This is a genomic window from Salegentibacter flavus, from assembly GCF_900115145.1.
Lineage (GTDB): Bacteria > Bacteroidota > Bacteroidia > Flavobacteriales > Flavobacteriaceae > Salegentibacter > Salegentibacter flavus.
Genome location: NZ_FOVL01000009.1, coordinates 82,895 through 108,487 on the forward strand (window position 1 = coordinate 82,895; position 25,593 = coordinate 108,487).

Here is a 25,593-nt window from a genome sequence, read left to right on the forward strand (position 1 = left end):
ATAGCTTATGATTAGTTTTTAATTATCGTAATTCTCTTTCAGAAAACAAATTTAAGGGCAGGCTAAAACTATACTTTAGTTAAAGATAAAGCAAAATAAATCTCTTATGAGCACTGAAAAGGTAGAAATTTTTGACACGACGTTACGAGACGGAGAGCAGGTTCCGGGTTGTAAATTGAATACAGCCCAAAAACTTAAAATCGCCGCGCGCCTTGATGAGCTGGGAGTAGATGTTATTGAAGCAGGTTTTCCTGTTTCCAGTCCCGGCGATTATCAATCGGTTTATGAAATCTCTAAGCTGGCAAAGAATGCCGCCGTTTGTGGACTCACCCGTGCTGTTAAAAAAGATATCGAAGTTGCTGCTGAAGCTTTAAAATATGCTAAAAAACCGCGTATTCATACCGGGATTGGCACTTCAGATCCTCATATTAAATATAAGTTCAATTCTACGAGAGAAGAAATTATTGTGCGTGGTGTAGCCGCGGTTAAACACGCTAAGAATTTTGTAGACGATGTTGAATTTTATGCCGAAGATGCGGGAAGAACAGATAATGAATTTCTTGCCCGTGTTTGTACCGAAATGATCAAAGCCGGTGCAACGGTATTAAATATTCCGGATACTACCGGGTATTGTCTTCCGGAAGAATACGGAAGAAAAATAAAGTATTTAAAAGACAACGTAAAAGACATTGATAAGGTCACACTTTCCTGTCATTGTCATAACGATTTAGGTCTTGCTACGGCAAATGCTATTGCCGGAGTGATGAATGGAGCCCGACAAATAGAATGTACCATTAACGGAATTGGAGAGCGCGCAGGAAATACTGCTTTGGAAGAGGTTGTCATGATCTTAAGACAACACCCAACTTTGAATTTAAATACGCACATAGACCCGAAATTCCTTTTTGATACCAGTTGTATGGTTTCCCGCGAAATGGGAATGTTTGTACAGCCTAACAAAGCTATTGTAGGCGCCAATGCTTTTGCACATAGCTCCGGAATACACCAGGACGGCGTGATTAAAAATCGGGAAACTTACGAGATTATTGATCCTGCGGAAGTAGGGGTAACCGAATCTGCAATCGTACTTACGGCAAGAAGCGGAAGGGCAGCTTTGGCCTATAAAGCCAAGAAAATGGGATACGACTTAACTAAACTTCAATTAGATCAGGTTTATGCCGAATTCCTGAATTATGCCGATGCCAGAAGATGTGTGGAAGACAATGATATTCATGAAATTATGGAAATTTCAGAAAGAAAAATAAGAGCAATAGCCTAATGAACCGGCATGATGCTGGACCCCTAAAATGGCTTCACAGGTGAATAATTATAAGCCTGAGATGAATGCCCAATCTGGGATTGAATTTACAAAAAATGAAAAAAACTTTATTCGATAAAATTTGGGATGCACACGTGGTAGAATCTATACCTGATGGTCCCGATATTTTATATATCGATAAACACTTAATACATGAAGTCACGAGTCCGCAAGCTTTTAACGAGTTGAAAGAAAGGGATATTTCAGTGTTTAGACCAGATCAAATTGTAGCGACCGCAGATCATAATACCCCGACCGAAAATCAACATTTACCGGTTAAAGATTTGTTGTCCAGAAAGCAGCTTAAAGAATTAACCCAAAATTGCGAAGAAAATAATATAACGCTTTACGGCCTGGGCCATCCTTATAACGGAATTGTCCACGTAATGGCTCCAGAGTTGGGAATTACCCAACCAGGAATGACGATGGTTTGTGGAGACAGCCACACTTCCACCCACGGTGCTTTTGGTACTATTGCCTTCGGAATTGGCACCAGCCAGGTTTCCCAGGTTTTCGCCAGTCAATGTGTTTTGGTTCAAAGACCCAAAAAATTAAGGGTAAATGTAAATGGAAAACTCAAAAAAGGGGTTTTACCAAAAGATGTGATCCTTTACATCATTAGCAAACTCGGAACAAATTCAGGTACTGGGTATTTTTGCGAATATGCCGGAAATGTTTTTAAGGAAATGTCTATGGAAGGCCGAATGACGGTTTGTAATATGAGCATAGAAATGGGTGCTCGTGGTGGTTTGATCGCTCCGGATGAAACGACTTTTGAATATGTAAAAGGCAAAGAATTCGCACCAAAAGGGGAAGAATTCGAGGCGGCACAAGCTTACTGGGAAACGCTAAAAACCGATGAGGACGCAGAGTTCGACCAGGAATATTCTTTTGATGCCGAAGATATTGAACCTATGATCACCTACGGAACAAATCCCGGGATGGGCATAAAAATTAGCGGCGCCATTCCAATGGAAGGTGGAAAAAGCGATGCTAAAGCCTTAGCTTATATGGGCTTTAAATCCGGAGAATCTTTACTTGAAAAACAAATTAACTGGATTTTTATAGGTAGTTGTACCAATTCAAGAATTGAAGATTTTCGCCAGGCAGCGGCTTATATAAAAGGCAAGCAAAAAGCAGCAAATGTAAACGCCCTTATTGTACCTGGTTCACGCCAGGTTGCCGCACAAATTGAAGCCGAAGGACTACGTGAAGTTTTTGAAAATGCAGGTTTTACTCTTAGACAACCGGGTTGTTCGGCCTGTCTGGCAATGAACGATGATAAAATTCCTTCCGGCGAATATTGCGTTTCTACCAGTAACAGGAATTTTGAAGGAAGACAGGGACAGGGTTCCAGAACGATATTAGCGAGTCCGTTAACTGCTGCAGCCACTGCTGTTTCAGGTAAATTAACCGACTTCACAAAACATTTAAATTAAGATGGAAAAGTTTATCACATTAACCGATACGGCGGTTCCTTTAGAAGTAGAAAACGTAGATACCGACCAGATTATTCCGGCCCGGTTTCTAAAAGCAACCGATAAAGCCGGGTTTGGAGAAAACCTTTTCCGCGACTGGCGTTTCGATAAAAACGACGAACCGAATCCTGAATTTGCTTTAAACAAACCGGAATATAAAGGTTCTATTTTGGTAGCAGGAGATAATTTTGGTTGCGGTTCCAGCCGGGAACATGCAGCCTGGGCACTAAAAGCCTACGGTTTCACCGTTGTTGTTTCGAGTTATTTCGCCGATATTTTCAAAGGAAATGCGCTTAACAACGGATTGCTTCCGGTTCAGGTAAGTCCTGAGTTTTTAGAACAGCTATTCGTTGAAATTACTAAAGATCCTTCCGTAGAAATTAAAGTTGACCTCGAAGCCCAGAAGATTGGGATTCCGCAGCAAAATATTTCAGAAAGTTTTGAGATAGATCCGTATAAAAAAACCTGTATGATCAATGGTTTTGACGATATAGACTTCCTGGTAAGTAAACTGGATGCAATTAAAGAATTTGAAAAGAAAAAATCACAAAAAATACAAGCCGCCACACTCTTGTAGTTTTTGAAATTTAAAAGATTATCCCGATAGTTTTCGGGAAACCACACATAAAGAAGAAAAAAGATGAAATTAAAAATAGCAGTCTTGCCCGGAGACGGGATAGGTCCCGAAATCACACAGCAATCAGTGAAAGTTTTAAAAGCTGTAGCAGATCGATTCGATCACCACTTTCAGTTTGAAGACGCCCTGGTAGGTGCGGCAGCAATAGATTTGCTGAACAATCCGCTACCTGAAGCTACGCTGGAATTGTGCAAAAAATCTGATGCTGTGTTGTTTGGGGCTATTGGACATCCAAGATTCGACAATAACCCGGATGCGAAAGTTAGACCTGAACAGGGTCTTTTGCACTTAAGAAAAGGACTGGGTCTTTTTGCCAATATTAGACCGGTAAAAGCTTACGACAAGCTTATAGAACAATCTCCATTAAAAGCCGATCGCATTGCCGGTGCCGATATGGTTATTTACCGGGAACTCACCGGGGGTATTTATTTTGGCGATAAATTTACCGCGGAAGACGGACAAAGCGCTACCGATGTTTGCACCTATTCTGTAGAAGAAATTTCCCGGGTAGCTCACCTGGCGTTTAAAGCTGCCGAAAAGCGTTCGAGAAAATTAACATTGGTTGATAAAGCTAACGTTTTAGAGACTTCCAGACTATGGCGAAAAACAGTTACCGCAATTGGTAAAGAATATCCCGATGTAGCACTGGATTTCCTATTTGTAGACAACGCCGCAATGCAAATGATCCTGAACCCAACGCAATTTGATGTGATTCTTACCGAAAATATGTTTGGCGATATTCTTTCTGATGAGGCCAGCGTAATTGGGGGAAGTATTGGTTTATTGGCATCAGCATCTGTAGGAAATGAAAGTGCTATGTTTGAACCTATTCACGGTTCTTATCCGCAGGCAACCGGAAAAGGAATTGCAAACCCGGTAGCCTCTATTTTATCTGCTGCAATGCTTTTAGAACATTTCGGACTCATTGAGGAAGCTGAAGCCGTTAAAAAAGCAGTAGAACTTAGTATAAAACTGAACGTTTGCACCATTGATATTAACAAAGATAACCATTATACCACAGAAAAAGTGGGTGATTTCCTTGAGGGACTTATCAGCGAAGTTGATAACATTAGCATCAACAACGAAAACCTGAACCTCGGGCAAATGACTATTATTTAAGATTATTTTTTCTTCATTTATGTTTTGAACCCTTCGTGTTTGTGTGGTACTCGCGGAGGGTTTTTTAATGAAACTTGGTTTTACGGGCATTGGTAATGCCTGTAAAACCTTAGTTGAATTAACCCCGATGAAAAATCGGGGTCTTTATAGTTGTAAACTGATAGAACTATCGCGATTTTAGTCATGATCTTATTATTTCTATATGTTCTATTGAAAAGCCACAAATTCACGAATCTTTGTGTTCCAGGCTTACATGATATTTGCAACCGAAAAATTGTGGTTTATTAAAATATGCTTTCTGAATGGTGCCACTCCGCTGGAGCTCACCATCTTTGCGATTTTTGATTTTCTATAAATATAGTGCTCCTCTAGAACTTTTTTTACAAAAGATTTACGTCAGCTCCATAGGAGCGACATATCTGCAGGAGATTGAAAAACGAAATAAAGGGAGCTCCAGAGGAGCGGAATATAAATCCGCGAAATCCCCCTTAAAACCGAATCTTTAAACCTGATCCTTTTTTCTCCTAATCTCCTCCAACGCAAGATTATCTTTACTTCCTAAATGTGAATGCTTCTTCCCTTCAGCAGCCTCATAGGTTCCTTCCTGAACCTGTTCGCCAATTATTTGATAAGCTTCCCTAAACGATTTTCCTTGCATCACCAAATCGTTGATGCTATCTACCGTAAACAGGTATTTATATTTTTCATCCTGTAAATTGATATTCTTAACCTTGATTAAAGCGATGGAATGGATGAAAACATCCAGGATCTCTTTAATATTTTCCACCGCATAAATACTGTTTTCTTTAATTAACTGGTAATCCCGGTGATAACCACTGGGTAAATTATTGGTAATTAAAATCATCTCATTAGCGATGGCCTGAAGTTTATTGCATTTTCCACGTATCAATTCAAAAACATCGGGATTTTTCTTATGGGGCATAATGCTGGAACCGGTAGTTAGCTCATCGGGAAAAGTGATAAAATCAAAATTCTGACTCATATACAAACAAATATCCATGGCAAATCTGGAGAGCGTATTAGAAACCGAGGCGATGTTGGAGGTTACCGTTCGCTCGCATTTCCCACGTCCCAGTTGCGCGGCCACTACGTTATATTTTAAAGTCGCAAATCCTAATTCTTTGGTGGTAAATTCCCGGTCTATTGGGAAAGAAGAGCCATAACCCGCCGCAGATCCTAACGGATTCTGGTCTACAATTTTCAATCCTGCTTCCAGTAAATAAAGATCGTCTATTAATAACTCGGCATAGGCGGAGAACCATAAACCAAAGCTTGAAGGCATCGCTACCTGCAAATGAGTATATCCCGGGAGCAGTTTTTCCTGATGTTCCTTTGCAAGGCCTAAAAGAACCTCTATCAATTGTTTAGTCTTATCTGAAATTTCCTGCAGATTTTCCTTAAAATACAATTGCATCGCCACCAAAACCTGATCGTTCCTGGAGCGAGCGGTATGTATCTTCTTTCCAGTATCGCCCAATGCTTTGGTTAGTTCAAACTCGATTTTGGAATGTACGTCTTCAAAATCTTCTTCAATCTCAAAACTTCCATTCTCGAGTTGTTGCTGAAGTTTTGCCAGTTCCGCTTCTATATCCTTTACCTCCATGGAGGTCAGAATCCCTACTTTCCCAAGCATTTTGGCGTGTGCTTTTGAAGCTTTTAAATCGAATTCAGCCAGATGCATATCCAGCTCCCGGTCGTTTCCCACCGTGAAGTTTTCTATTTTTTTATCTATCGCTAATCCTTTATCCCAGAGTTTCATAATTTCATTTTTTTATCTAACCTCTGGACCTCACAGGTTTTAAAAACCTGTGAGGTCCAACAATTTTATTTAAGAACATCCATGTGAAAATCCAATAATTATTGAGATGGACGCCAGTTTAATTCAAACCTACAAGAAACCTTGCAGGATTTTCCTGCGGGGAATATATCGAAATTTTAAAGCTCCCCCTTCGGGGGCTGGGGGGCTATTAATTTTATATAAGTTTCAATCCCATCCTCTATTTCCTTCAGATAAATAAATTCATCTGCGGAATGCGACCTGCTAGAATCACCCGGACCTAATTTTAAGGAAGGGCAATTCAGCATCGCCTGGTCTGAAAGCGTTGGTGAACCATAAGTTTCCATTCCCAACGCTATTCCCGCTTTAACCAGCTCGTGATCTTTAGGAATCGATGAAGAGTTTAACCTAAGCGAACGTGCGGTAATTTCATCCACGGGGGCTTTTTCCTGTAAAATCTCATCGATCTCAGCATTGGAATAAGCGTCATTCACGCGAACATCAATTACCAAATCCACGTGTCCCGGCACCACGTTGTGCTGGCTTCCGGCATTGATCTGGGTGACGGTAAGTTTTACTTCACCCAAAGCTTCTGATTCCTTTGGGAAATCAAATTCCTCAAACCATTTTAAAACATCGGCAGTTTTATAGATGGCGTTATTCTCGTTGGGATGTGCCGCATGGGAAGGCGTTCCTTTTACTTTAGCGTCAAAAACCACCAGGCCTTTCTCGGCAATGGCCAATTGCATTAAAGTGGGTTCTCCAACAATAGCCACATCAATTTTAGGCATTTTTGGCAACATACAGGAAATCCCGTTTTTCCCGTTTATTTCCTCTTCTCCGGTTCCGGCAAAAATCAAGTTATATTTCAGGTCTTTGGTTTCATAATACCAGGTAAAAGTCGCGAGTAAGGATACCAGGCAACCGCCCGCATCATTGCTACCTAAACCATATAATTTTCCGTTTTCAATTTTCGCCTCAAATGGATCCCGGGTGTAAGCCGAATTGGGTTTTACCGTATCGTGATGAGAATTTAGCAGCAAGCTGGGCTTAGCTGGATCAAAATACTTGTTGGTAGCCCAAACATTGTTTAAATGCCGAGAAAAAGCCATCTCCTTTTCGCTAAACCATTTTTCCAGCAAATCGGCCGTTTTATCTTCTTCTTTTGAAAAAGACTGCGTACTAATAAGCTTTTTAAGTAATGCTATCGCATCTTTTTGTAATTCTTCGAGCTTCATCAGTTACTGATTTTTGTATAAACAGATTCTTCTTTTAATAGCCTGAAATCACCAAGAAATATATTCTTCACGCCATTTTCCAAAGCCTGAAAACAGTTATGCAATTTTGGCAACATCCCATCACTAATTACTTTTTCTTCCAACAATTTCTGATATTTATCCCTGGTAATTATTCCAATTACCGAATCGTCGTCTTCTGCATCTCCCAGCACGCCCTTTTTCTCAAAGCAAAAATAGAGTTCGGTTTCATAAATTGAACTCATTGCCTTAGCGATTTCCGCAGCTACAGAATCCCCATTGGTGTTTAAAAGCAATCCATCTTCTGTACAGGAAATTGCTGAAAAGACCGGGGTTATATTTTGTTTTAAAATTGAATTGATAAATTCTGAATTCACTTTCTCTACATCCCCAACAAATCCGAAATCTACTTCTTTAACAGGACGTTTTTTGGAAACAATGCTCAACCCATCCGCACCACTAAGACCTATGGCATTATTCCCAAGCCCCTGAAGCTTAGCAACGATATTTTTATTAATGACCCCCCCGTAAACCATGAGGATTACCCTGATCGAATCGGCATCGGTAATTCGTCTTCCTTCAAACATTTGGGTTTTGTAACCGAGTTTTTCCGTGATTTCCGTAGCCAGGTTTCCCCCGCCGTGAACAAGGATCTTTGGCCCCTTCAAGGCGACAAAATCACCAAGGAATTCAGCGAATTTTGCATCATCTTCGATAAGCTTCCCTCCTATTTTTACAACTTTTAAAACCTCTTTTTTCATAATAATGCCAAATTCACTAATGATTATTTTTTTAAGCATTTGGATTCCCCTTCGGGGGCTAGGGGGCTAAAATCCTTTTTAAAACTGCCTGTGCGGCATAAGTTCTGTTTCCCGCTTGTTGGATCACGACCGAATTTTCTGAATCCAAAACCTCATCAGTAATTACCATATTCCGTCTGACTGGCAAACAATGCATCACTTTAGCATTATTGGTTTGCTTTAATTTTTCTGCAGAAAAAGTCCAGGTTTTGTCCTCGCTCAGTTTCTGCCCGTACGTTTCATAACTGCTCCAGTTCTTTACATACACAAAATCGGCATCTTTTAAAGCTTCGTCCTGGTTATGAATTACAGGGATATTTTTAGTTATCTCAGGATTAAGATCGTAGCCCTTTGGATTAGTAATCACAAAATCAACATCCAACCTTTGCATAATTTCAGCAAAAGAATTAGGCACGCTTTGGGGTAATGCTTTTGGGTGCGGTGCCCAACTAAGCACAACTTTTGGCCTGTCATTCTTCTTTAATTCTGAAATAGTAATCGCATCAGTAAGCGCCTGCAAAGGATGTCCGGTGGCACTCTCAAGGTTCACAACCGGCACAGAAGCGTATTTTTTAAAACTATTCAACACTATTTCAGCTTCATCTATTTCTTTGTCCTGCAAATCCGGGAATGCCCTCACGGCGATAATATCACAATACTGCGACAAGACTCCCGCGGCTTCTTTGATGTGTTCAGCTTTATCAGAGTCCATTACGGCTCCGTCTTCAAATTCCAGTTTCCAGCTATCGCTTCCGGCATTCATCACCATCACGTCCATTCCTAGCAATTTTCCGGCCTTTTCGGTACTTAACCGGGTTCTCAGACTCGGATTAAAAAACAGCATTCCCAGGGTTTTTCCTTTACCAATTTCCAGGGTAGAATTACCCTTTTTTAGTTCCAGCGCTTCGGTGATCACCTGTTGTAAATCCTCTATATCTGATAATCCTGTGTAATTTTTCATAATATGTTTTTTTTAGACCTTCCAGGTTATAAAAACCTATGAGGTCTATTCTATTTTAAAACAATCTTTAAAGCTTTAAATAACTTATCAAAATGTTCTTTTTTGATATTTAAAGGGGGTAAAATCCGCAGGAGTTTCTTGTTTGCAGAAGCACCAGTAAAGATATGATGTTTAAACAAAAGCTCTTTTCTTAACTGGGCGATCTCAAAATCGAATTCCAGGCCTATCATCAATCCGCGGCCTTTTATTTTTTTAATCTGCGGAATTTCTGTTGCTTTTTCCTTTACATATTCGAAAAGGTCACTGGCATTCTTCAGAAGATTTTCCTTTTCAATTACTTTCAAAACCGAAATCCCTGCGGCACAAGCCAGGTGATTTCCTCCAAAAGTAGTTCCCAGCATTCCCGACTTTGCTTTAATAGATTTATCGATTAAAACCCCACCAACCGGAAACCCATTGCCCATTCCTTTGGCGACAGAAATAACATCAGGGCGAATATTGTGTTTCTGAAAAGCGAAAAAATCACCCGTCCTGCCGTAACCTGACTGCACTTCGTCTGCAATTAAAACCGAATTATATTTTTTACACAATTCAGCCGTTTTTTGATAAAATTCAGTAGATGCTTCATCCAGGCCGCCTACTCCCTGGATGACTTCAAAAATTACCGCTGCAACATCGCCTTTTTTCAGCTCACTTTCCAGGGATTCAGTATCTTCTTCAAAAGCAATTTTCGTAGCCTTATGATTCTGGTTAAACGGAGCCTGGATATTTTCGTTATCGGTAACCGCAACTACTCCGGAGGTCCTTCCGTGAAAAGCCTTTTCGAAATAAATAACCCGGTCTTTTCCGGTATGGAAAGAGGCCACTTTCAAGGCATTTTCATTCGCTTCAGCACCCGAATTACATAAAAACAGGCTGTAATCCTTTATTTGGGAAAGTTTCTCCAGTTTATCGGCAAGTTCCTGTTGCATAGGATTTTTAACCGAATTTGAATAAAAACCCAGTTCGGCAACTTGTTTGGAAATTGCATTCACGTAAGCCGGATGGGAATGCCCAATCGAAATTACCGCGTGACCGCCATAAAGGTCTAAATATTTCTTCCCCTCTTTATCAAAAACGTAAGCGCCCTTAGCCTTTACCGGGGTGATATCGTATAATGGATAAACATCAAATAATTCCATAGTTAGTCGGTTGTAATAGTATTAATTTTTTTGAATGAAGCCTGGATGCCTTTTATTAAAGAAGAACTAAGGCCGTTATGTTCCATTTCGTTCAGGCCCTCAATAGTGCAACCCCGTGGCGTGGTTACCTTATCGATTTCTTCTTCCGGGTGTTTCCCCGATTCGATGAGCAGGCTCGCAGCCCCCAAACAGGTTTGCATAGAAAGCTCGTGCGCGTCTTTAGCATCAAAACCAAGTTGTACAGCGCCCTGAGTGGTGGCGCGTATAAGACGCATCCAAAAAGCGATCCCGCTGGCACAAATTACTGTGGCAGCCTGCATTTTATTTTCAGGAATAATAATACTGGTTCCCAAACGATTAAAAATAGCCTCAGCAATAGCGATGCGTTTTTTGCCTTTCTCATTGCTACAAAGGCAGGTCATCGATTTGCCTACGGCAATAGCGGTATTTGGCATCGAGCGAACAATAAACTGTTCTTCCCCAACAATAGCCTCAATAGCTGGGATTTTAAATCCCGTGACAGTAGAGATGAGGACGTGGTTTTCGTGAAGATCATCTTTTATTTCTTTAAGAATACGCTCCATTTGGGTGGGCTGTACCGCAAAAATTAGAATATCTGAATGCTGCACCGCTTCCCGGTTATCGCTGGTAACCTTAAGCTTCGAATGCTGCTCATATTCCTGAATCTCTTCGGTCTTTCTTTTCGTAAGGTACAGCGTGGTAAACGCATTGTTTACAATCAGGCCTTTGGCAATGGAAAGCCCAAGATTTCCGGTTCCGATAATGGCTATTTTCATTGGTTTGGTTTTAGTCGTTAGCTTGCCACGAAATCACAAATATCCTTTTAACAATCTTCAGTGCTTAGTGATATTTCAATTCATAAATACAATTCGTGTATTAGTGGCTATTTTTTAAAAATAACTCGCTTTTAATTTTAATCCTGATGTCTCTTCAAAACCAAACATCAAATTCATATTCTGAACTGCCTGCCCCGAAGCACCTTTCAATAGGTTATCAATAATACTGGTAATTAATAGCTTATCTCCAAATTTCTGCAATTTCAACAGGCATTTATTGGTGTTTACCACTTGTTTTAAATGCAAATCTTCCTCAACTACAAACGTAAAAACCGAATCTATATAAGCTTCAGAATAGATTTTTTTTGCCTGCTCTAAATTACCGTCAAATTTTGTGTAGGCTGTTGCGTGAATTCCCCTGGAAAAATTTCCCCTGTTCGGAATAAAATTAATTTCCGGGAGCTTGTCCTTCTGAAGGATTTTCAAACTCTGCCCTATCTCATTTAAATGCTGATGTTCAAAAGCCTTGTAACTGGAGAAATTATTATCCCTCCAGGTAAAATGTGTAGTGGCCGAAAGTGAGGTTCCCGCGCCGGTTGCGCCGGTAACCGCATTTACATGCACGTCATCCTGTAACAAACCGGCTTTTGCAAGTGGCAAAATAGCCAGGCTAATCGCTGTGGCGAAACAACCAGGGTTAGCGATAAAATCGGCCTTTTTGATTTTCTCTTTATTAAATTCAGGAAGTCCGTAAACAAAAGAGTGTTCACCACTCATTCTATAATCTGTGCTTAGGTCTACGATTTTGGTATTTCCTGAAAACTGATTTTCCGCAAGAAATTTCACCGAATTTCCATGTCCCAGGCACAAAAAAACCACATCTACATTTTTATTGATTTGTCCACTAAATTGCAAATCGGTTTCTCCCAGCAAATCCTGATGCACTCCCGCCACCGGTTTTCCGGGTTGGGAAGTGCTGTATACAAAATCCAGTTTCACTTCAGGATGATTTATTAATATCCTGATAAGTTCCCCGGCCGTGTAGCCAGCCCCACCAATTATTCCTGCTTTAATCATTTTTTTCCATTTACGTGTTGGTAAATCTTCCCGGCATTCGATAAAATTTTGATGAATCCTTTCGCATCATCAGCCGTCCAGGCTTTATTCTCTTCGCCGTAGTTTCCGAAGCTGGAATTCATCAAATCGTTCTTAGATTTAATTCCATCAAGCGTGAATCGGTAAGGATTCAGCGTTACGAAAACCTCCCCGCTTACCTGCTTTTGTGAACTTTCTAAAAAAGCCTCCAGATCCCGCATTACGGGTTCTAAATACTGACCTTCGTGTAAATGGGTTCCGTACCAATTAGCCAGGTAATCCTTATGTTGTAATTGCCATTTGCTAAGGGTATGTTTTTCCAATAAATGGTGAGCTTTAATAGTAATTAACGCGGCGGCGGCTTCAAAACCAACTCTTCCCTTTATTCCTATAATCGTATCACCCACGTGAATATCCCGGCCAATGGCATATCTGGAAGCGATATTTTCAAGAATTTCAATATTCTTTTCCGGGGAATTTTCTTTTCCATTTACGGCTGAAAGTTCTCCTTTGATAAATGTCAAACTGATTTGTTTTGGTTCTTTCTCCTGAAGTTGGGAAGGATAAGCACTTTCAGGTAAGGGTTTTTCTGAGGTCAGGGTTTCCGCTCCACCCACACTGGTTCCCCAAAGTCCTTTGTTTACCGAATATTTGGATTTTTCCCAATTCATTTCAACACCGTTCTGCTTCAGGTATTCAATCTCTTCCTGTCGGCTGAGTTGCTTATCCCTGATTGGCGTGATAATTTCAATTTCGGGAGCTATTATTTGAAAGATCATATCGAAACGTACCTGGTCGTTTCCTGCACCGGTACTGCCGTGGGCAATATATTTCGCATCGATCTTTTTGGCATAATTAACGATCTCTATGGCCTGAACGATCCTTTCCGCACTAACAGATAGCGGATAGGTATTATTCTTCAAGACATTTCCGAAGATTAAATATTTCACCACTTTCTGGTAAAATGAGGAAACTGCATCGATATTCTTATAGGTCTTTGCCCCTATTTTTTGCGCGTTTTCTCCTATTTTCTTCACTTCTTCCTCTGAAAACCCACCGGTATTTACACTTACGGCATGGACCTCAAAATTCCCTTCTTTAGATAAATATTTTGCACAGTAAGAAGTATCCAAACCTCCACTGTATGCTATGACTACTTTTTTCATTTCTTTAATTTAAACTGTGGTTATGGCCACGAATTCACTAATATTTTTTTATTCCACTCGGGAAAGCCCCCTTGTTAACTTCCGTTCTTCTCTTTTTTATAAAAAAGGGTTTGCTTTATATTCTTCAACCTTTTAAAAGCTTTATCGTTAAAGCTTTCCTTTTTATTTGTTTTTTTTACATCCTTTTTTCTTTCAGGATCGTACATCATTCCCGTGCACAAGCACATTTTACGCTCTGTTCGGGTTAGGATATCGTAATTCTTACAGGTTTGGCAACCTTTCCAGAAAGCATCATTATCGGTAAGTTCAGAAAAGGGTACGGGTTGATATCCCAGCTCATAATTGATTTTCATCACGGCCAGGCCGGTGGTGATCCCGAAGATCTTTGCCTTGGGATATTTCTTCCTGGAATGCTCAAAAATTACCTCCTTGATCTTCTTGGCCAGTCCCTGATTCCTGTAATCTGGATGCACAATTAAGCCTGAATTTGCCACATACCTGTCGTGGCTCCAGGTCTCGATATAGCAGAAACCGGCAAATTTATCACCGTCAAGAGCGATCACGGCATTACCTTTTTCCATCTTGTTAATGATGTACTCAGGCGTTCTTCGGGCTATACCTGTACCACGCACCTTCGCCGACTCTTCGATAGTATCACAAATGATCCCGGCATACCGGGAATGAGAAGTATTAGCAATGAGTATTTTCACTGACTAAGAATTTAAGGATGAATTGAATTTTTATTTTTTCGCTGAAGGGGGAACCGGACTCACCTAAGTTCCATAGAATTACATACGCCCCGGGCGGCGGCGAATAAAGCGGGGGTTCCTGGTTGGAATTATAACAAGAACAGGGATTTCAGAATTATTTCTGAAGAGAATTGAAGTAAATATGGAAAAAAGTTTTTTCAAAATGTGATAATCAAATAATATTAAAAAAAAAGGACAGAACAGGTTAATCGCTTAGCAACGGCGAAGGCGGCACAAGCGAGAAACGGGGAATATTATTTGTGTCGTATTTATCACGCTGTAAATGTAATGCAATTTTCTAACCAACAAAAAAATCACACCAAAAATTGAAATAAATTTGGTTTATCATTCAAATATTCCCCGTAAAAATTCTTCGCTTTCATTCTGGCTACCAATGGTTCAAAGTCGGCCGGGTCGTTTAGTTCTATCCCTACCACCGCAGGACCATTTTCCCTGTGATGCTTTTTTGAATATTCAAAATGGGTGATGTCATCATTAGGCCCTAGCACTTTCGCGACAAATTCCTTTAAAGCGCCTGCCCGCTGCGGAAAGCTTATCACGAAATAATGTTTTAATCCGGCATACAACAATGCTCTTTCCTTGATCTCTGCAGTTCTGGTGATGTCGTTATTGCTGCCGCTTACGATGCACACCACATTTTTACCTTCAATCTCTTCAGCAAAATGATCCAGAGCCGAAATAGCCATAGCTCCTGCAGGCTCCACCACAATAGCATCCTGATTATAAAGATCCAGAATGGTTTGGCAAATTTTCCCTTCCGGTATAGTGATCATCTCATCAAGATTCTCCCTGCATATCGCAAAATTTCTACTACCGACCTTCTGCACGGCTGCTCCATCTACAAAGCGTTCAATATCGTCCAGTTCCACAACTTTTCCCTGTTTCAGGGAAGAAGTCATAGACGGGGCGCCTTCGGGTTCTACTCCTATAATTTTTGTATTGGGTGAAAGTTCCTTGAATATGGAGGAGAGCCCGGCTAAAAGTCCGCCACCTCCAAGTGGTGCAAAGACATAATCTATTGGTTCGCTGGCTTGCTCCAGGATCTCCAGGCCAATAGTGGCCTGACCTTCGATAACTTTCTCATCGTCAAAAGGATGAATAAAAACCAGATCGTATTTCTCACGGTGCTTCATCGCATTTTTAAAGGCATCGTCAAAGGTATCGCCCTTCAAAACAACATCAACCCACTCCCCGCCGAACATTCTGGTTTGTTCCACCTTTTGGCGTGGGGTGGTTCCCGGCATATAGATCACGCCCTTTGCCTGCAGTTTATTACAGGCAAAGGCAACACCTTGTGCGTGATTTCCGGCGCTGGCACAAATTACACCCCTGTCCAACTGCTCCTGCGGAAGGCTGGAGATTTTGTTATATGCTCCCCTAATTTTATAGGAACGTACCTGTTGCAAATCTTCCCTTTTCAGAAAAATATTTGCTGAATAGCGGTTGCTGTAGGTAAAAGAAGGCGCAAGTGGGGTTTTTACCACCACCTTTTTAATCCTCTCTGCAGCTTCTTTTACCGCTTCAAGACTTGGTTTGTATATTTTGGTTTCTGCCAGCAAAGTGCTCATCTTATTCGTGTATTTTTTTCATCGCGGTCATTGCTCTTCTTAGCCTTCCCCCTACTTTTTCAACAGGATGTTGCCTGATTTCATCATTAACCGCAATTAACTGCTGATTGTCCACTCCGGTATAATCAGTTCCGAAAGAATGGCCTATAACCTCTTTTGGCAAGCCGTTTACATAATCTTTAATAAGTGGTTTGGCCGAATGATCAAATAAATAACAACCATATTCAGCGGTGTCTGAAATGATACGGTTCATCTCATACAATTTCTTCCTGGCTATCGTGTTAGCGATAAGCGGAACTTCATGCAACGACTCGTAATAAGCCGATTCCTCGATAATTCCGGCCTCGACCATAGTCTCAAAAGCCAGTTCCACCCCCGATTTTACAAAGGCGGTTAGTAATACTCCTTTATCAAAATATTCCTGCTCGCTAATCTCTTCAGAAGTAGCTTCGGTTTTCTCAAATGCGGTCTGACCGGTTTCTTCACGCCATTCCAAAAGTTCTTTATCATCGTTGGCCCAGTCCTGCATCATCCTGCTACTGAAAGCTCCCGAAATGATATCGTCCATATGCTTTCTGAAAAGCGGACGCAGTTTCACCTTTAATTCCTCTGCAATTTCATTGGCTCTTAATTTGGCCGGATTAGAAAGCCGATCCATCATATTGGTGATCCCTCCGTGTTTTAAAGCTTCAGTTATGGTTTCCCAGCCATACTGAATTAGTCTTGCGGCATATTCCGGTTCAACTCCATCAGCCACCATCTTATCGAAACTCAAAATAGATCCTGTTTGCAATACGCCACAAAGAATGGTTTGCTCTCCCATAAGGTCCGATTTCACTTCAGCAACAAAAGAAGATTCCAACACTCCTGCCCTGTCCCCACCTGTCGCTACAGCATAGGCTTTAGCCCATTTCAGCCCTTTTCCGGCAGGGTCGTTTTCCGGATGCACCGCGATAAGGGTTGGCACCCCAAATCCGCGTTTGTATTCCTCCCGAACCTCAGTTCCGGGGCATTTGGGAGCGACCATAATTACGGTGATATCTTCCCGGATTTTCATCCCTTCTTCCACGATATTAAATCCGTGAGAATAGGAAAGCACCGCATCTTTCTTAATATGAGGCTGAATAGCTTTTATTACTGAAGTATGTTGTTTATCTGGTGTTAGGTTGATTACCAGGTCGGCCTGGGGAATAAGCTCCTCATAGGTACCCACTTTGAAACCGTTTTCTGAAGCGTTTTTATAAGATTGGCGCTTTTCCTTAATAGCTCCTTCTCTCAAAGCATAGGAAATGTCCAGACCGCTATCACGCATATTCAGGCCCTGATTCAGGCCCTGGGCTCCACAGCCAACAATTACTATTTTTTTGTCTTTTAAGGCAGCTACACCATCTTTGAATTCTTCGCTTTGCATAAAACGGCAGGTCCCTAACTGGGCCAGTTGTTCTCTTAATGGCAAGCTGTTAAAATAGTTTGTCATAACTTCTAATTAATTGGTTGTATTAAATTGTTCTAATAAATTTGAGATCTGCATCTCTTCCTTGGTCACCGCAATTGTACCCGAGCGCACAAACTGCATCAACCCGTATGGTTTTAATTTTTCGTAAAGACTGTCGGTCTCACTGCGCTTTCCTGTTTTTTCTATCACAAAGAATTTGGGAGTTACCGTCACGATTCGTGCATTGGTTCCTTTTATAAAATCCTGAATACTGAGATCGCCTACAAATTCTGATGAATTTACCTTGTAAAGCGCGGTTTCCTGGAAGATCATCTCTTCATCGGTATGATAAAAAGCTTTGATCACTTCTATTTGTTTTTCGATTTGCTTAACGACTTTCTGCACCTGTTCCTCATTCACCTGCACTACGATGATGAAGCGCATCACGCCTTCCACTTCGCTTTTTGACACGGTAACGCTTTCTATGTTGATGTGTCTTTTCAGAAAGATCGCAGCGATACGGCTTAACAGCCCCACATTGTTTTCGGTATAGATCGAAACTGTATAATTTTTCTTTTCCATTACTCCAATAATATTTCTGAACATGCCGCCCCGGTAGGAACCATAGGGAATACATTTTCTTCCTGTTCAACTTTTACTTCAAGGAAATAAGCTTCTTTAGATTCCATCATTTCCTTCACTGCATCTGCCAGTTGAGCCCTCTCAGTCACCTGGTTAGCTTTTATATGATAGCCTTTGGCAATGGTTACAAAATCAGGGTTTACCATTTCTGTGGAGGCATAGCGCTTATCAAAGAAGAGCTGTTGCCATTGGCGCACCATCCCGAGGAAACCATTGTTAAGGATTACGATCTTCACCGGAACTTTTGTCTGAAAAATTGTTCCCAACTCCTGAATGGTCATTTGGTACCCACCGTCTCCTATGACAGCCACCACTTCCCTGTGCGGAACACCCATTTTAGCACCAATAGCAGCCGGAAGCGCAAATCCCATAGTTCCCAATCCGCCGGAAGTCACCTTGCTGCGTGTTTGATTGAATTTCGAATACCTGCAGGCCACCATCTGGTGTTGCCCTACATCTGAAACTATTACCGCATCGCCTTTAGAACAGGTATTGATCTCATCGATCACCTCTGCCATTCCAATTTTTCCGCGTTCAGCATTAAGGTCGTTTTTAATGATCTTATCAAACTCTATCTTATAAAGATCTTTGAATTCCTGATGCCAGGTCTTGTGCTCTTTCTCCTCCACAAGGTCAAGCAGCAAGGCCAGGGTTTTATTCACATTTCCTAAAACAGGGATATCGGCTTTTACATTTTTATCGATTTCGGCCGGGTCTATTTCACAATGGATCACCTTGGCCTGTTTCGCATATTTCTCAAGATTTCCGGTCACCCGGTCATCGAAGCGCATACCGATTGCGATAAGCACATCGCATTCATTGGTAAGCATATTCGGGGCGTAATTTCCGTGCATCCCAACCATTCCCACATTTAGAGGATGGTCGGTAGGCAGGGCCGAAAGTCCCAGAATAGTCCAGGCAGCCGGGATGCCGGTTTTTTCCACGAGTTGCTTCAGCAATTTTTCTGCACCTCCCAAAATAACCCCCTGCCCGAAGACGATAAAGGGTTTTTTAGCCGAGTTGATCGCTTCCGCAGCATTTTCAAGCTGTGGCATACTAATCTCTGGTTCGGGTTTATAACTTCTGATTCCCGAACACTTTTTATAATTGAATTCCAGCGAAGCGAACTGTGCATCTTTAGTGATATCGATCAACACCGGCCCGGGTCTTCCCGACCTGGCGATATAGAAAGCCCTGGCTATGATCTCAGGGATCTCTTCGGCTTTAGTGATCTGGTAATTCCACTTTGTAACTGGTGTTGAAATTCCCACAATATCGGTTTCCTGAAAAGCGTCACTTCCCAGCAAATGTGAGCCCACCTGCCCAGTGATACATACCAATGGAGTAGAATCTATCTGGGCATCGGCAATTCCGGTGACCAGGTTAGTAGCTCCGGGGCCCGATGTGGCCACTGCCACTCCAACTTTCCCCGTTACCCTGGCATAACCCTGAGCCGCGTGCGCAGCGCCCTGTTCATGACGCGTGAGGACATGGTGAATCTCTTTCTGGTACTTGTACAATTCGTCATAAACAGGCATTATTGCCCCTCCCGGGTACCCGTAAATGGTTTCCACTCCCTCTTCCAATAAACACTTTATCACGGCTTCAGCTCCTGAAACCGTTGTCGTGGCAGGGGTGGCAAGCTTTTCGAAACTAGCTGTCTTTACTTCCATAATTCACCTTATTAAAATTCATCGGTTACACAACCTTGTGAGGCCGAGGCAACCGTTCTTGCATATTTGTAAAGCACCCCTTTGCTGAATTTAAGCGCGGGAGCTTTCCAGTTTTTCTTTCTTTTTTCTATTTCTTCATCGCTTAAAGCGACTTCAATCCTGTTGGTTTCGGCATTGATGGTGATCTGGTCTCCATCCTTCAGAAAAGCGATGAGTCCGCCTTCCTGGGCTTCGGGAGTGATGTGGCCTACCACAAACCCGTGGGTCCCGCCTGAAAATCTTCCGTCGGTGATTAAAGCCACGTCTTTCCCGAGTTTTGCACCCATTATGGCTGAAGTTGGTTTAAGCATCTCAGGCATCCCGGGCCCGCCTTTCGGACCTTCGTATCTTATTACCACTACATCGCCTTTCTTTACCTTTCCTTCGGAAATCCCATCGTTCGCGGCATATTCTGAATCGAATACCCTGGCCTTCCCGGTGAATTCCAGACCTTCCTTGCCGGTGATCTTGGCCACCGAACCTTCTTCTGCCAGATTTCCGTAGAGAACACGAATATGTCCGGTCTTCTTGATAGGATGCTCCAAATCCCGGATCACATCCTGCCCGGCTTCCAGATCCGGAACTTCAGCCAGATTTTCAGCTAATGTTTTTCCGGTTACGGTTAAACAGTCGCCGTGCAGCATTCCGTTTTGCAGCATATATTTTAAAACCGCAGGAATTCCGCCTATTCTGTGAACATCTTCCATCGCATATTTGCCGCTAGGCTTGAGATCGGCCAGGAAAGGTGTGCTGTCGCAGATCCGTTGAAATTCATTCAGACTAAAATCCACTTCAGCCGATTTGGCGATAGCCAGGAAATGCAGCACCGCATTGGTGGACCCACCAAGAACGGTAAGCAGCCTGATAGCATTCTCCAGAGATTTTTTAGTAACTATATCGCGGGGTTTTACATCTTTTTCAAGAAGCAAACGCATCGCTTTTCCTGCTTCAATGCTTTCGGTTTTTTTCAGTTCATTCGTGGCCGGATTTGAGGAATTATAAGGCAAAGACATTCCTAAAGCTTCAATAGCAGAAGCCATAGTATTCGCCGTGTACATCCCGCCACAGGCTCCGGCACCGGGGCAGGCTTTTTCAATGATACTTTCGTATTCCTCCTTATCGATATCGCCGGCAGTCTTTGCGCCCCAGGCTTCGAAAGCAGAAACCACGTCCAGTTTCTTCCCGTTATGGCAGCCGGAAGCAATAGTACCACCGTAAACCAAAATTGCCGGACGATTAATGCGCAGCATTGCCATTAAGGCGCCGGGCATATTTTTATCGCAACCAACAACCGTAACCATCCCGTCGTAAGACATGGCATGCACCACGGTTTCCATAGAATCGGCTATAATATCGCGAGAAGGCAGAGAATATCTCATCCCCGGGGTTCCCATAGAAATGCCGTCGCTTACGCCAATGGTATTGAAAATAAGACCAACCAGTTCTGCTTCTGTACAGCCCTGTTTTACCAGTTTTGCCAGATCATTAAGGTGCATATTACAGGGGTTGCCCTCGTAACCGGTACTGGCGATCCCTACAAACGGCTTTTTAAAATCTTCTTTGGTAAGACCAATTGCGTGCAACATAGCCTGAGAAGCCGGTTGCGAATCGCTTTGTGTTAAAACTTTACTGAATTTATTAGGCATTGCTTTTTTCTTCTTTCTCTTATGAAAGATTAAAAGTAGCCTGATAAGATTTTGACCTGAACATCTAAGCCATTGCTTAATTACTTTCAGAGCCTTTTAAATACAACTAAATACCTGATATTCAATAATTTGTCCGCAATAAAATTACGATAGCTGAAAATATAGTTTTTGGAGATGCAATTCTTCCCTGAAATTCCCTGGTAAAGCAGCAGGAACAGGGCTTTTAGGAGATTCTTATTTCTATGAGTTTATTCTGAAAAAAGAGGGTTTTTAAAGGGAATAATTAAGAATTCAATAATGAGGTTTTCCTTTGGAAATTCATAAGAAAAATTAAAAGGCCCACACTCCTAACAAAAGATCGCTGCACTTCGTTGCTCTACACTCGCGATGATGTGTTCAGTAGGCGAACGTCATTGCGAGACCCCTGATAAAAAATTATCTAGCGTATGATGATGAAGTGTTGCCAGCCTGGCGAGTTTAAACTCCGTTTGTGAGTGTAGCAAATCAGCAGCGTAAATAATTTATGAAGCCCTGGAAAAAATTTAGCTGCTGATTTGCGGTTTTTTGGCCTTGTTGCCAAAAAAACACCTCCACATAGGACGCCTTTTTTTGTTTCGTTTTTTGGGCGAGCAAAAAATGAAAATGGGAATTTCTAAACCAAGCGTCATTGCGAGGAGGCGGTAGCCGACGAGGCAATCGGTTTTTGATTACCTATTTCTATTCTGGATTTTCACTTAAAACGAAAGTTTGCCACGGCCTGCGGACTCGCAATGACGTTAATATAAACTCCTCACTGCCACTGCCCACCGCCCACTGGAAACTGCCAACTGAAACCTACTTTTTCTTCTTCAGCGAATACAGATCCTTCCGGCGGTCTTTCATATTTCTCACACTTCCGAAGTTATGAAGTTCTTTAAGCAAGTCCAGATCTACGTCTACCAGCAAGGTGCTTTCGGTGTTTGGCGTGGCTTCAGCCTTGATCCCGTTTACCGGGAAGGCAAAATCTGATGGCGTTAACACCGCGCTTTGGGCATATTGAATATCCATATTGTTCACCTTGGGTAAATTCCCCACCGAGCCGGCTATAGCCACGTAACATTCGTTTTCCACTGCTCTGGCCTGGGCGCAGATCTTTACGCGGGAATATCCGTTTTGGGTATCGGTCATAAAGGGTACAAAGAGAATATTCATCCCTTCTTCGGCAAGTATTCTTGATACCTCGGGGAATTCTATGTCATAACAGATCAAAACCCCAACTTTTCCACAATCGGTATCGAAGGTTTGTAGTTTTGAACCGCCTTTCATCCCCCAGGCAGTTTCTTCGGCCGGAGTGATATGCAGCTTTTCGTAGCGCTCGTAAGTCCCGTCACGGCGACACAGAAAGCCTACATTATACATATGCTCCCCGATTACCATTGGCATACTTCCGGTGACGATATTGATATTATAGGTGATCGCGAAATCCTGGAATGTTTCCAGCAGGCGTTCGGTATAGGTTGAAAGTCCGCGGATGGCTTCTGGTTCATTCAAATGATTGAACTCTGCCATAAGCGGCGCGTTGAAAAGTTCAGGAAAAAGGATGAAATCGCTCTGGTAGTCGCTAACCGCGTCTACAAAAAATTCTATCTGGGAAACCAGCGATTCATAATCCCGGAAAAGCCGCATCTGCCATTGTACCAACCCAAGCCTAACCACCGTTTTTGGCGTATCAATAAGCTTTTTGGTTTTGGTGTAGTAGATATTATTCCACTCCATCAACACGGCGTATTCCTTGCTTTCGGCATCGCCTGGCAGGTAACCTTTGATCACCTTTTTTACGTGAAAATCGTTGGAAAGCTGAAAAGATAAAACAGGATCGTGGATCTCCTGCAACTTTACTTTTTCAATATATTTCTTCGGAGTAAGTTCCTTCGCGTATTTGGCGTAATTGGGGATCCTTCCCCCAAAGGCGATAGATTTGAGATTCAGCTGTTCGCAAAGTTCCTTTCGGGCTTCATACAAACGCCGGCCCAAACGCATTCCGCGATATTCGGGATGAATAAAAACGTCTATTCCATAGAGCACATCGCCATTACTGGTGTGGGTAGAGAAATTCTCACCGCCGATGATCTCCTCGTAGGTATGGTTCTCGTCGAATTTCTTGGAGTCTATGATAATCGCCAAAGCGCAACCCGCGATCTTATTATCGATCTCGATACAAAACTGCCCCTCGGGAAACTTGTTCACAAGATTCCTGATCTCATCCTTGCTCCAATATTCCTCGGGCATCTTTTGATAACTTTTTATCATAGAGACCTTGAGTTCCTGGTAATCTTTTAATCTAAGATTTCGGAGGTCTATTTTGGGCGTTTCGTTCACGATCATAAGGTTTTACAGCCTGCGAAGATACTGCGGAAATTAATGCTTTGAAAGCGCTAATTCTTAAAGAAGATTAAAATATTAAAAAGCTTCGTCTGGATCTGAACTTTTTATAGCAGGTATATTTTATGCTTTATAGCAAAAAGTACAAGGCCAATCCGGCTGCGCACGTTGAGTTTATTGAAAAGACTTTCGCGGTAACCGTCTATGGTTTTCGGACTTAAATTCATCTTTGCTGCCACTTGTTTATAAGTCATTTCAGTACAAGCCAGGCTAAGGAATTCCACCTCCCGTGCACTAAGATTTTCAAAGGGTTTAGCTTTGCCCTGATTCTCTATAGCTTCAGAAACGGCATCGGTATAATAGTAACCTTCGTAGATCACTTGCTTCAGCGCGTAACGGAATTCATCGGGGTCTATATCTTTCAGCAAATATCCTCGGCAGCCAAGTTTCACCATTCTGAAGATGGTTTCCTCATCGTCTTCCATCGTTAATGCCAGCACTTTTTGGTCTGGATAATTTTCCTTGAGCCAGGCCATTGTTGAAGGCCCATCCATAACCGGCATTTTAATATCCAGAAGTACGATATCGGGTTTTGGGCGGTTAGCACCAAAGAACTCCACGAGTTCCTGCCCATTTTTATAAAGCCCGGAAACTTCGAACTCCTCAAAGGAATTTACCAGGTTTTGTAAAGATTTTGCAAACAGATTGTGATCATCAACAATAGCGACCGTGTTACTCATAATTATTCTTGCCCCTTGGTTGGATAGACCAAATATAAGCAAGTTCCCGCACCTGGTGAAGAATCGAGCGAAAACTTAGTGTTTACCAGTATTGCCCTGCTTTCCATATTAAAGAGTCCGGAGTTCTTCGCGATGCTTTCCTTATCGAATCCCTTCCCGTTATCACAGGCTTTAATACTTATCTCTTCAGGACCATAAGCAATAGAAACATCCAGTTTTGAAGCCTGCGCATGTTTTATAACGTTGGAAAAGAATTCCTGGAGTATTCTGAATAAAATAATACTGTGTTGCTGTGGAATCTCCTGTTTTTCCCCTGAAACTTCCAGGCTGGTTTCAATTACGCTCATCCGCTGAAACCTTTCCAGTTCATTTTCTACGGAAGTGTCTAAACCGGCATAGCCAATCACCTGATTGTTCAGGGATTTTGAAAGCGAACGCACCTCCTGAAGCGAATTGGCGACGGTTTCTTTAATTTCCAGGGCTGAAGCTTTCTCGGTTTCCGGGAGGTTTTTGGAAAAAATATTCAGCTGCATATTGGCAACTGAAAGCAACTGACCAATATTATCGTGTAATTCCCAGCCTACGTTCTTCAAGGTTTGTTCCTGCATTTCTATACGCGAGCTGGCAATTTCCCGTTCAAAACGCTGTTCAGTTTCAAATTGCTCCTGCAGCATTTTGTTTTTTCGTCTTTGGTACACCACAAAGAATACGATCACAAAGGCTGTAAGCAAAAGGATGACTACTATAAAGTAGACTATGAGTAAGAGTTCTTCTTTAGAGAGCATTTTTTAAATTCTTAGGGTATATCTTTTTCTTGTTTGCCAGCCTTAAAAAAACAATACTGTAGAAACTATACATAAAAATATTCATTGCAATTAAAACAATACTACTAAGTTCAACAAATTCCGGACTTTTGGTTGTAAAATATTTATAATAGATAAAAATAGGAGTTGTTGTTAGAAAATATATGAGTGTAATAAAGGAAATATAAAAACTGATTTCCCTTTTGATGAAAAGAATTTTTGAACTCAATAAAATTTCAAAATAATAGTAGAAAATTACTCCTAGCAGTAGAAAAGTTCCCGTGAGATAAGTCACTACAGAATGACTTTT

21 protein-coding genes are annotated in these 25,593 nt (G+C 41.8%); 4 read left to right on the forward strand and 17 right to left on the reverse strand.

Annotation, left to right across the window (positions count from 1 at the left end; translation table 11 throughout):
* Positions 1 to 106 precede the first annotated feature (106 nt).
* From BM266_RS08775 to leuB, 4 genes are all read left to right on the forward strand, one after another.
* On the forward strand, positions 107 to 1,279 hold the full coding sequence (locus BM266_RS08775) for a 2-isopropylmalate synthase (RefSeq protein WP_093408468.1): 1,173 nt from the start codon (positions 107 to 109) through the stop codon (positions 1,277 to 1,279).
* 95 nt (positions 1,280 to 1,374) lie between these two features.
* Positions 1,375 to 2,757: a 3-isopropylmalate dehydratase large subunit gene (gene leuC, locus BM266_RS08780; protein WP_093408575.1), complete on the forward strand. Its 1,383-nt coding sequence runs from the start codon at positions 1,375 to 1,377 to the stop codon at positions 2,755 to 2,757.
* A 1-nt stretch (position 2,758) separates the two neighbouring features.
* On the forward strand, positions 2,759 to 3,373 hold the full coding sequence (leuD, locus tag BM266_RS08785; RefSeq protein WP_093408471.1) for a 3-isopropylmalate dehydratase small subunit: 615 nt from the start codon (positions 2,759 to 2,761) through the stop codon (positions 3,371 to 3,373).
* A gap of 63 nt (positions 3,374 to 3,436) precedes the next feature.
* Positions 3,437 to 4,552 carry a 3-isopropylmalate dehydrogenase gene (leuB, locus tag BM266_RS08790; protein WP_093408473.1) on the forward strand — a complete coding sequence of 372 codons (1,116 nt, stop codon included), beginning with the start codon at positions 3,437 to 3,439 and terminating at the stop codon, positions 4,550 to 4,552.
* 502 nt (positions 4,553 to 5,054) lie between these two features.
* On the opposite strand, the gene argH is transcribed toward leuB, so the two are convergent.
* The 17 genes from argH to BM266_RS08875 all read right to left on the reverse strand — a co-directional run bounded on the left by argH (position 5,055) and on the right by BM266_RS08875 (position 25,265).
* Positions 5,055 to 6,332, reverse strand: a complete 1,278-nt coding sequence (gene argH, locus BM266_RS08795; protein ID WP_093408476.1) for an argininosuccinate lyase — start codon at positions 6,330 to 6,332, stop codon at positions 5,055 to 5,057.
* Between the two features lie 176 nt (positions 6,333 to 6,508).
* On the reverse strand, positions 6,509 to 7,588 hold the full coding sequence (locus tag BM266_RS08800) for a M20 family metallo-hydrolase (RefSeq protein ID WP_093408478.1): 1,080 nt from the start codon (positions 7,586 to 7,588) through the stop codon (positions 6,509 to 6,511).
* Positions 7,588 to 8,367, reverse strand: coding sequence for an acetylglutamate kinase (gene argB / locus BM266_RS08805; RefSeq protein WP_093408577.1), 780 nt, complete (start codon positions 8,365 to 8,367; stop codon positions 7,588 to 7,590). Before argB ends, BM266_RS08800 begins: the two co-directional genes overlap by 1 nt.
* Positions 8,368 to 8,425: 58 nt before the next feature.
* Positions 8,426 to 9,367 (reverse strand): N-acetylornithine carbamoyltransferase, encoded by a 942-nt coding sequence (locus tag BM266_RS08810; protein ID WP_093408481.1) that lies wholly within the window; start codon positions 9,365 to 9,367, stop codon positions 8,426 to 8,428.
* 50 nt (positions 9,368 to 9,417) lie between these two features.
* On the reverse strand, positions 9,418 to 10,548 hold the full coding sequence (locus tag BM266_RS08815) for an aspartate aminotransferase family protein (protein WP_093408484.1): 1,131 nt from the start codon (positions 10,546 to 10,548) through the stop codon (positions 9,418 to 9,420).
* A 2-nt stretch (positions 10,549 to 10,550) separates the two neighbouring features.
* On the reverse strand, positions 10,551 to 11,345 hold the full coding sequence (proC, locus tag BM266_RS08820; protein WP_093408486.1) for a pyrroline-5-carboxylate reductase: 795 nt from the start codon (positions 11,343 to 11,345) through the stop codon (positions 10,551 to 10,553).
* A gap of 114 nt (positions 11,346 to 11,459) precedes the next feature.
* On the reverse strand, positions 11,460 to 12,422 hold the full coding sequence (gene argC / locus BM266_RS08825; protein WP_093408489.1) for an N-acetyl-gamma-glutamyl-phosphate reductase: 963 nt from the start codon (positions 12,420 to 12,422) through the stop codon (positions 11,460 to 11,462).
* On the reverse strand, positions 12,419 to 13,606 hold the full coding sequence (locus BM266_RS08830) for an argininosuccinate synthase (protein ID WP_093408491.1): 1,188 nt from the start codon (positions 13,604 to 13,606) through the stop codon (positions 12,419 to 12,421). Before BM266_RS08830 ends, argC begins: the two co-directional genes overlap by 4 nt.
* 74 nt (positions 13,607 to 13,680) lie before the next feature.
* Positions 13,681 to 14,316, reverse strand: a complete 636-nt coding sequence (locus BM266_RS08835) for a GNAT family N-acetyltransferase (protein ID WP_093408494.1) — start codon at positions 14,314 to 14,316, stop codon at positions 13,681 to 13,683.
* Between the two features lie 353 nt (positions 14,317 to 14,669).
* Positions 14,670 to 15,944, reverse strand: coding sequence for a threonine ammonia-lyase (ilvA, locus tag BM266_RS08840; RefSeq protein WP_093408497.1), 1,275 nt, complete (start codon positions 15,942 to 15,944; stop codon positions 14,670 to 14,672).
* A 1-nt stretch (position 15,945) separates the two neighbouring features.
* A complete protein-coding gene (gene ilvC / locus BM266_RS08845; protein ID WP_093408499.1) occupies positions 15,946 to 17,421 on the reverse strand; it encodes a ketol-acid reductoisomerase in 1,476 nt (491 codons plus the stop codon).
* A 9-nt stretch (positions 17,422 to 17,430) separates the two neighbouring features.
* Entirely contained in the window at positions 17,431 to 17,961 is a 531-nt protein-coding gene (gene ilvN, locus BM266_RS08850; RefSeq protein WP_093408579.1) for an acetolactate synthase small subunit, read from the reverse strand.
* Positions 17,961 to 19,694: a biosynthetic-type acetolactate synthase large subunit gene (ilvB, locus tag BM266_RS08855; RefSeq protein WP_093408502.1), complete on the reverse strand. Its 1,734-nt coding sequence runs from the start codon at positions 19,692 to 19,694 to the stop codon at positions 17,961 to 17,963. Before ilvB ends, ilvN begins: the two co-directional genes overlap by 1 nt.
* 11 nt (positions 19,695 to 19,705) lie before the next feature.
* Positions 19,706 to 21,379 (reverse strand): dihydroxy-acid dehydratase, encoded by a 1,674-nt coding sequence (ilvD, locus tag BM266_RS08860; RefSeq protein WP_093408505.1) that lies wholly within the window; start codon positions 21,377 to 21,379, stop codon positions 19,706 to 19,708.
* Between the two features lie 834 nt (positions 21,380 to 22,213).
* The gene (locus BM266_RS08865; RefSeq protein WP_093408507.1) at positions 22,214 to 23,743 is read right to left on the reverse strand and encodes a bifunctional GNAT family N-acetyltransferase/carbon-nitrogen hydrolase family protein; all 1,530 of its coding nucleotides are present in this window, start codon (positions 23,741 to 23,743) and stop codon (positions 22,214 to 22,216) included.
* 104 nt (positions 23,744 to 23,847) lie between these two features.
* Positions 23,848 to 24,480: a response regulator transcription factor gene (locus tag BM266_RS08870; protein WP_093408510.1), complete on the reverse strand. Its 633-nt coding sequence runs from the start codon at positions 24,478 to 24,480 to the stop codon at positions 23,848 to 23,850.
* 2 nt (positions 24,481 to 24,482) lie between these two features.
* Positions 24,483 to 25,265 (reverse strand): sensor histidine kinase, encoded by a 783-nt coding sequence (locus tag BM266_RS08875; RefSeq protein ID WP_093408512.1) that lies wholly within the window; start codon positions 25,263 to 25,265, stop codon positions 24,483 to 24,485.
* Between the last annotated feature and the right edge of the window lie 328 nt (positions 25,266 to 25,593).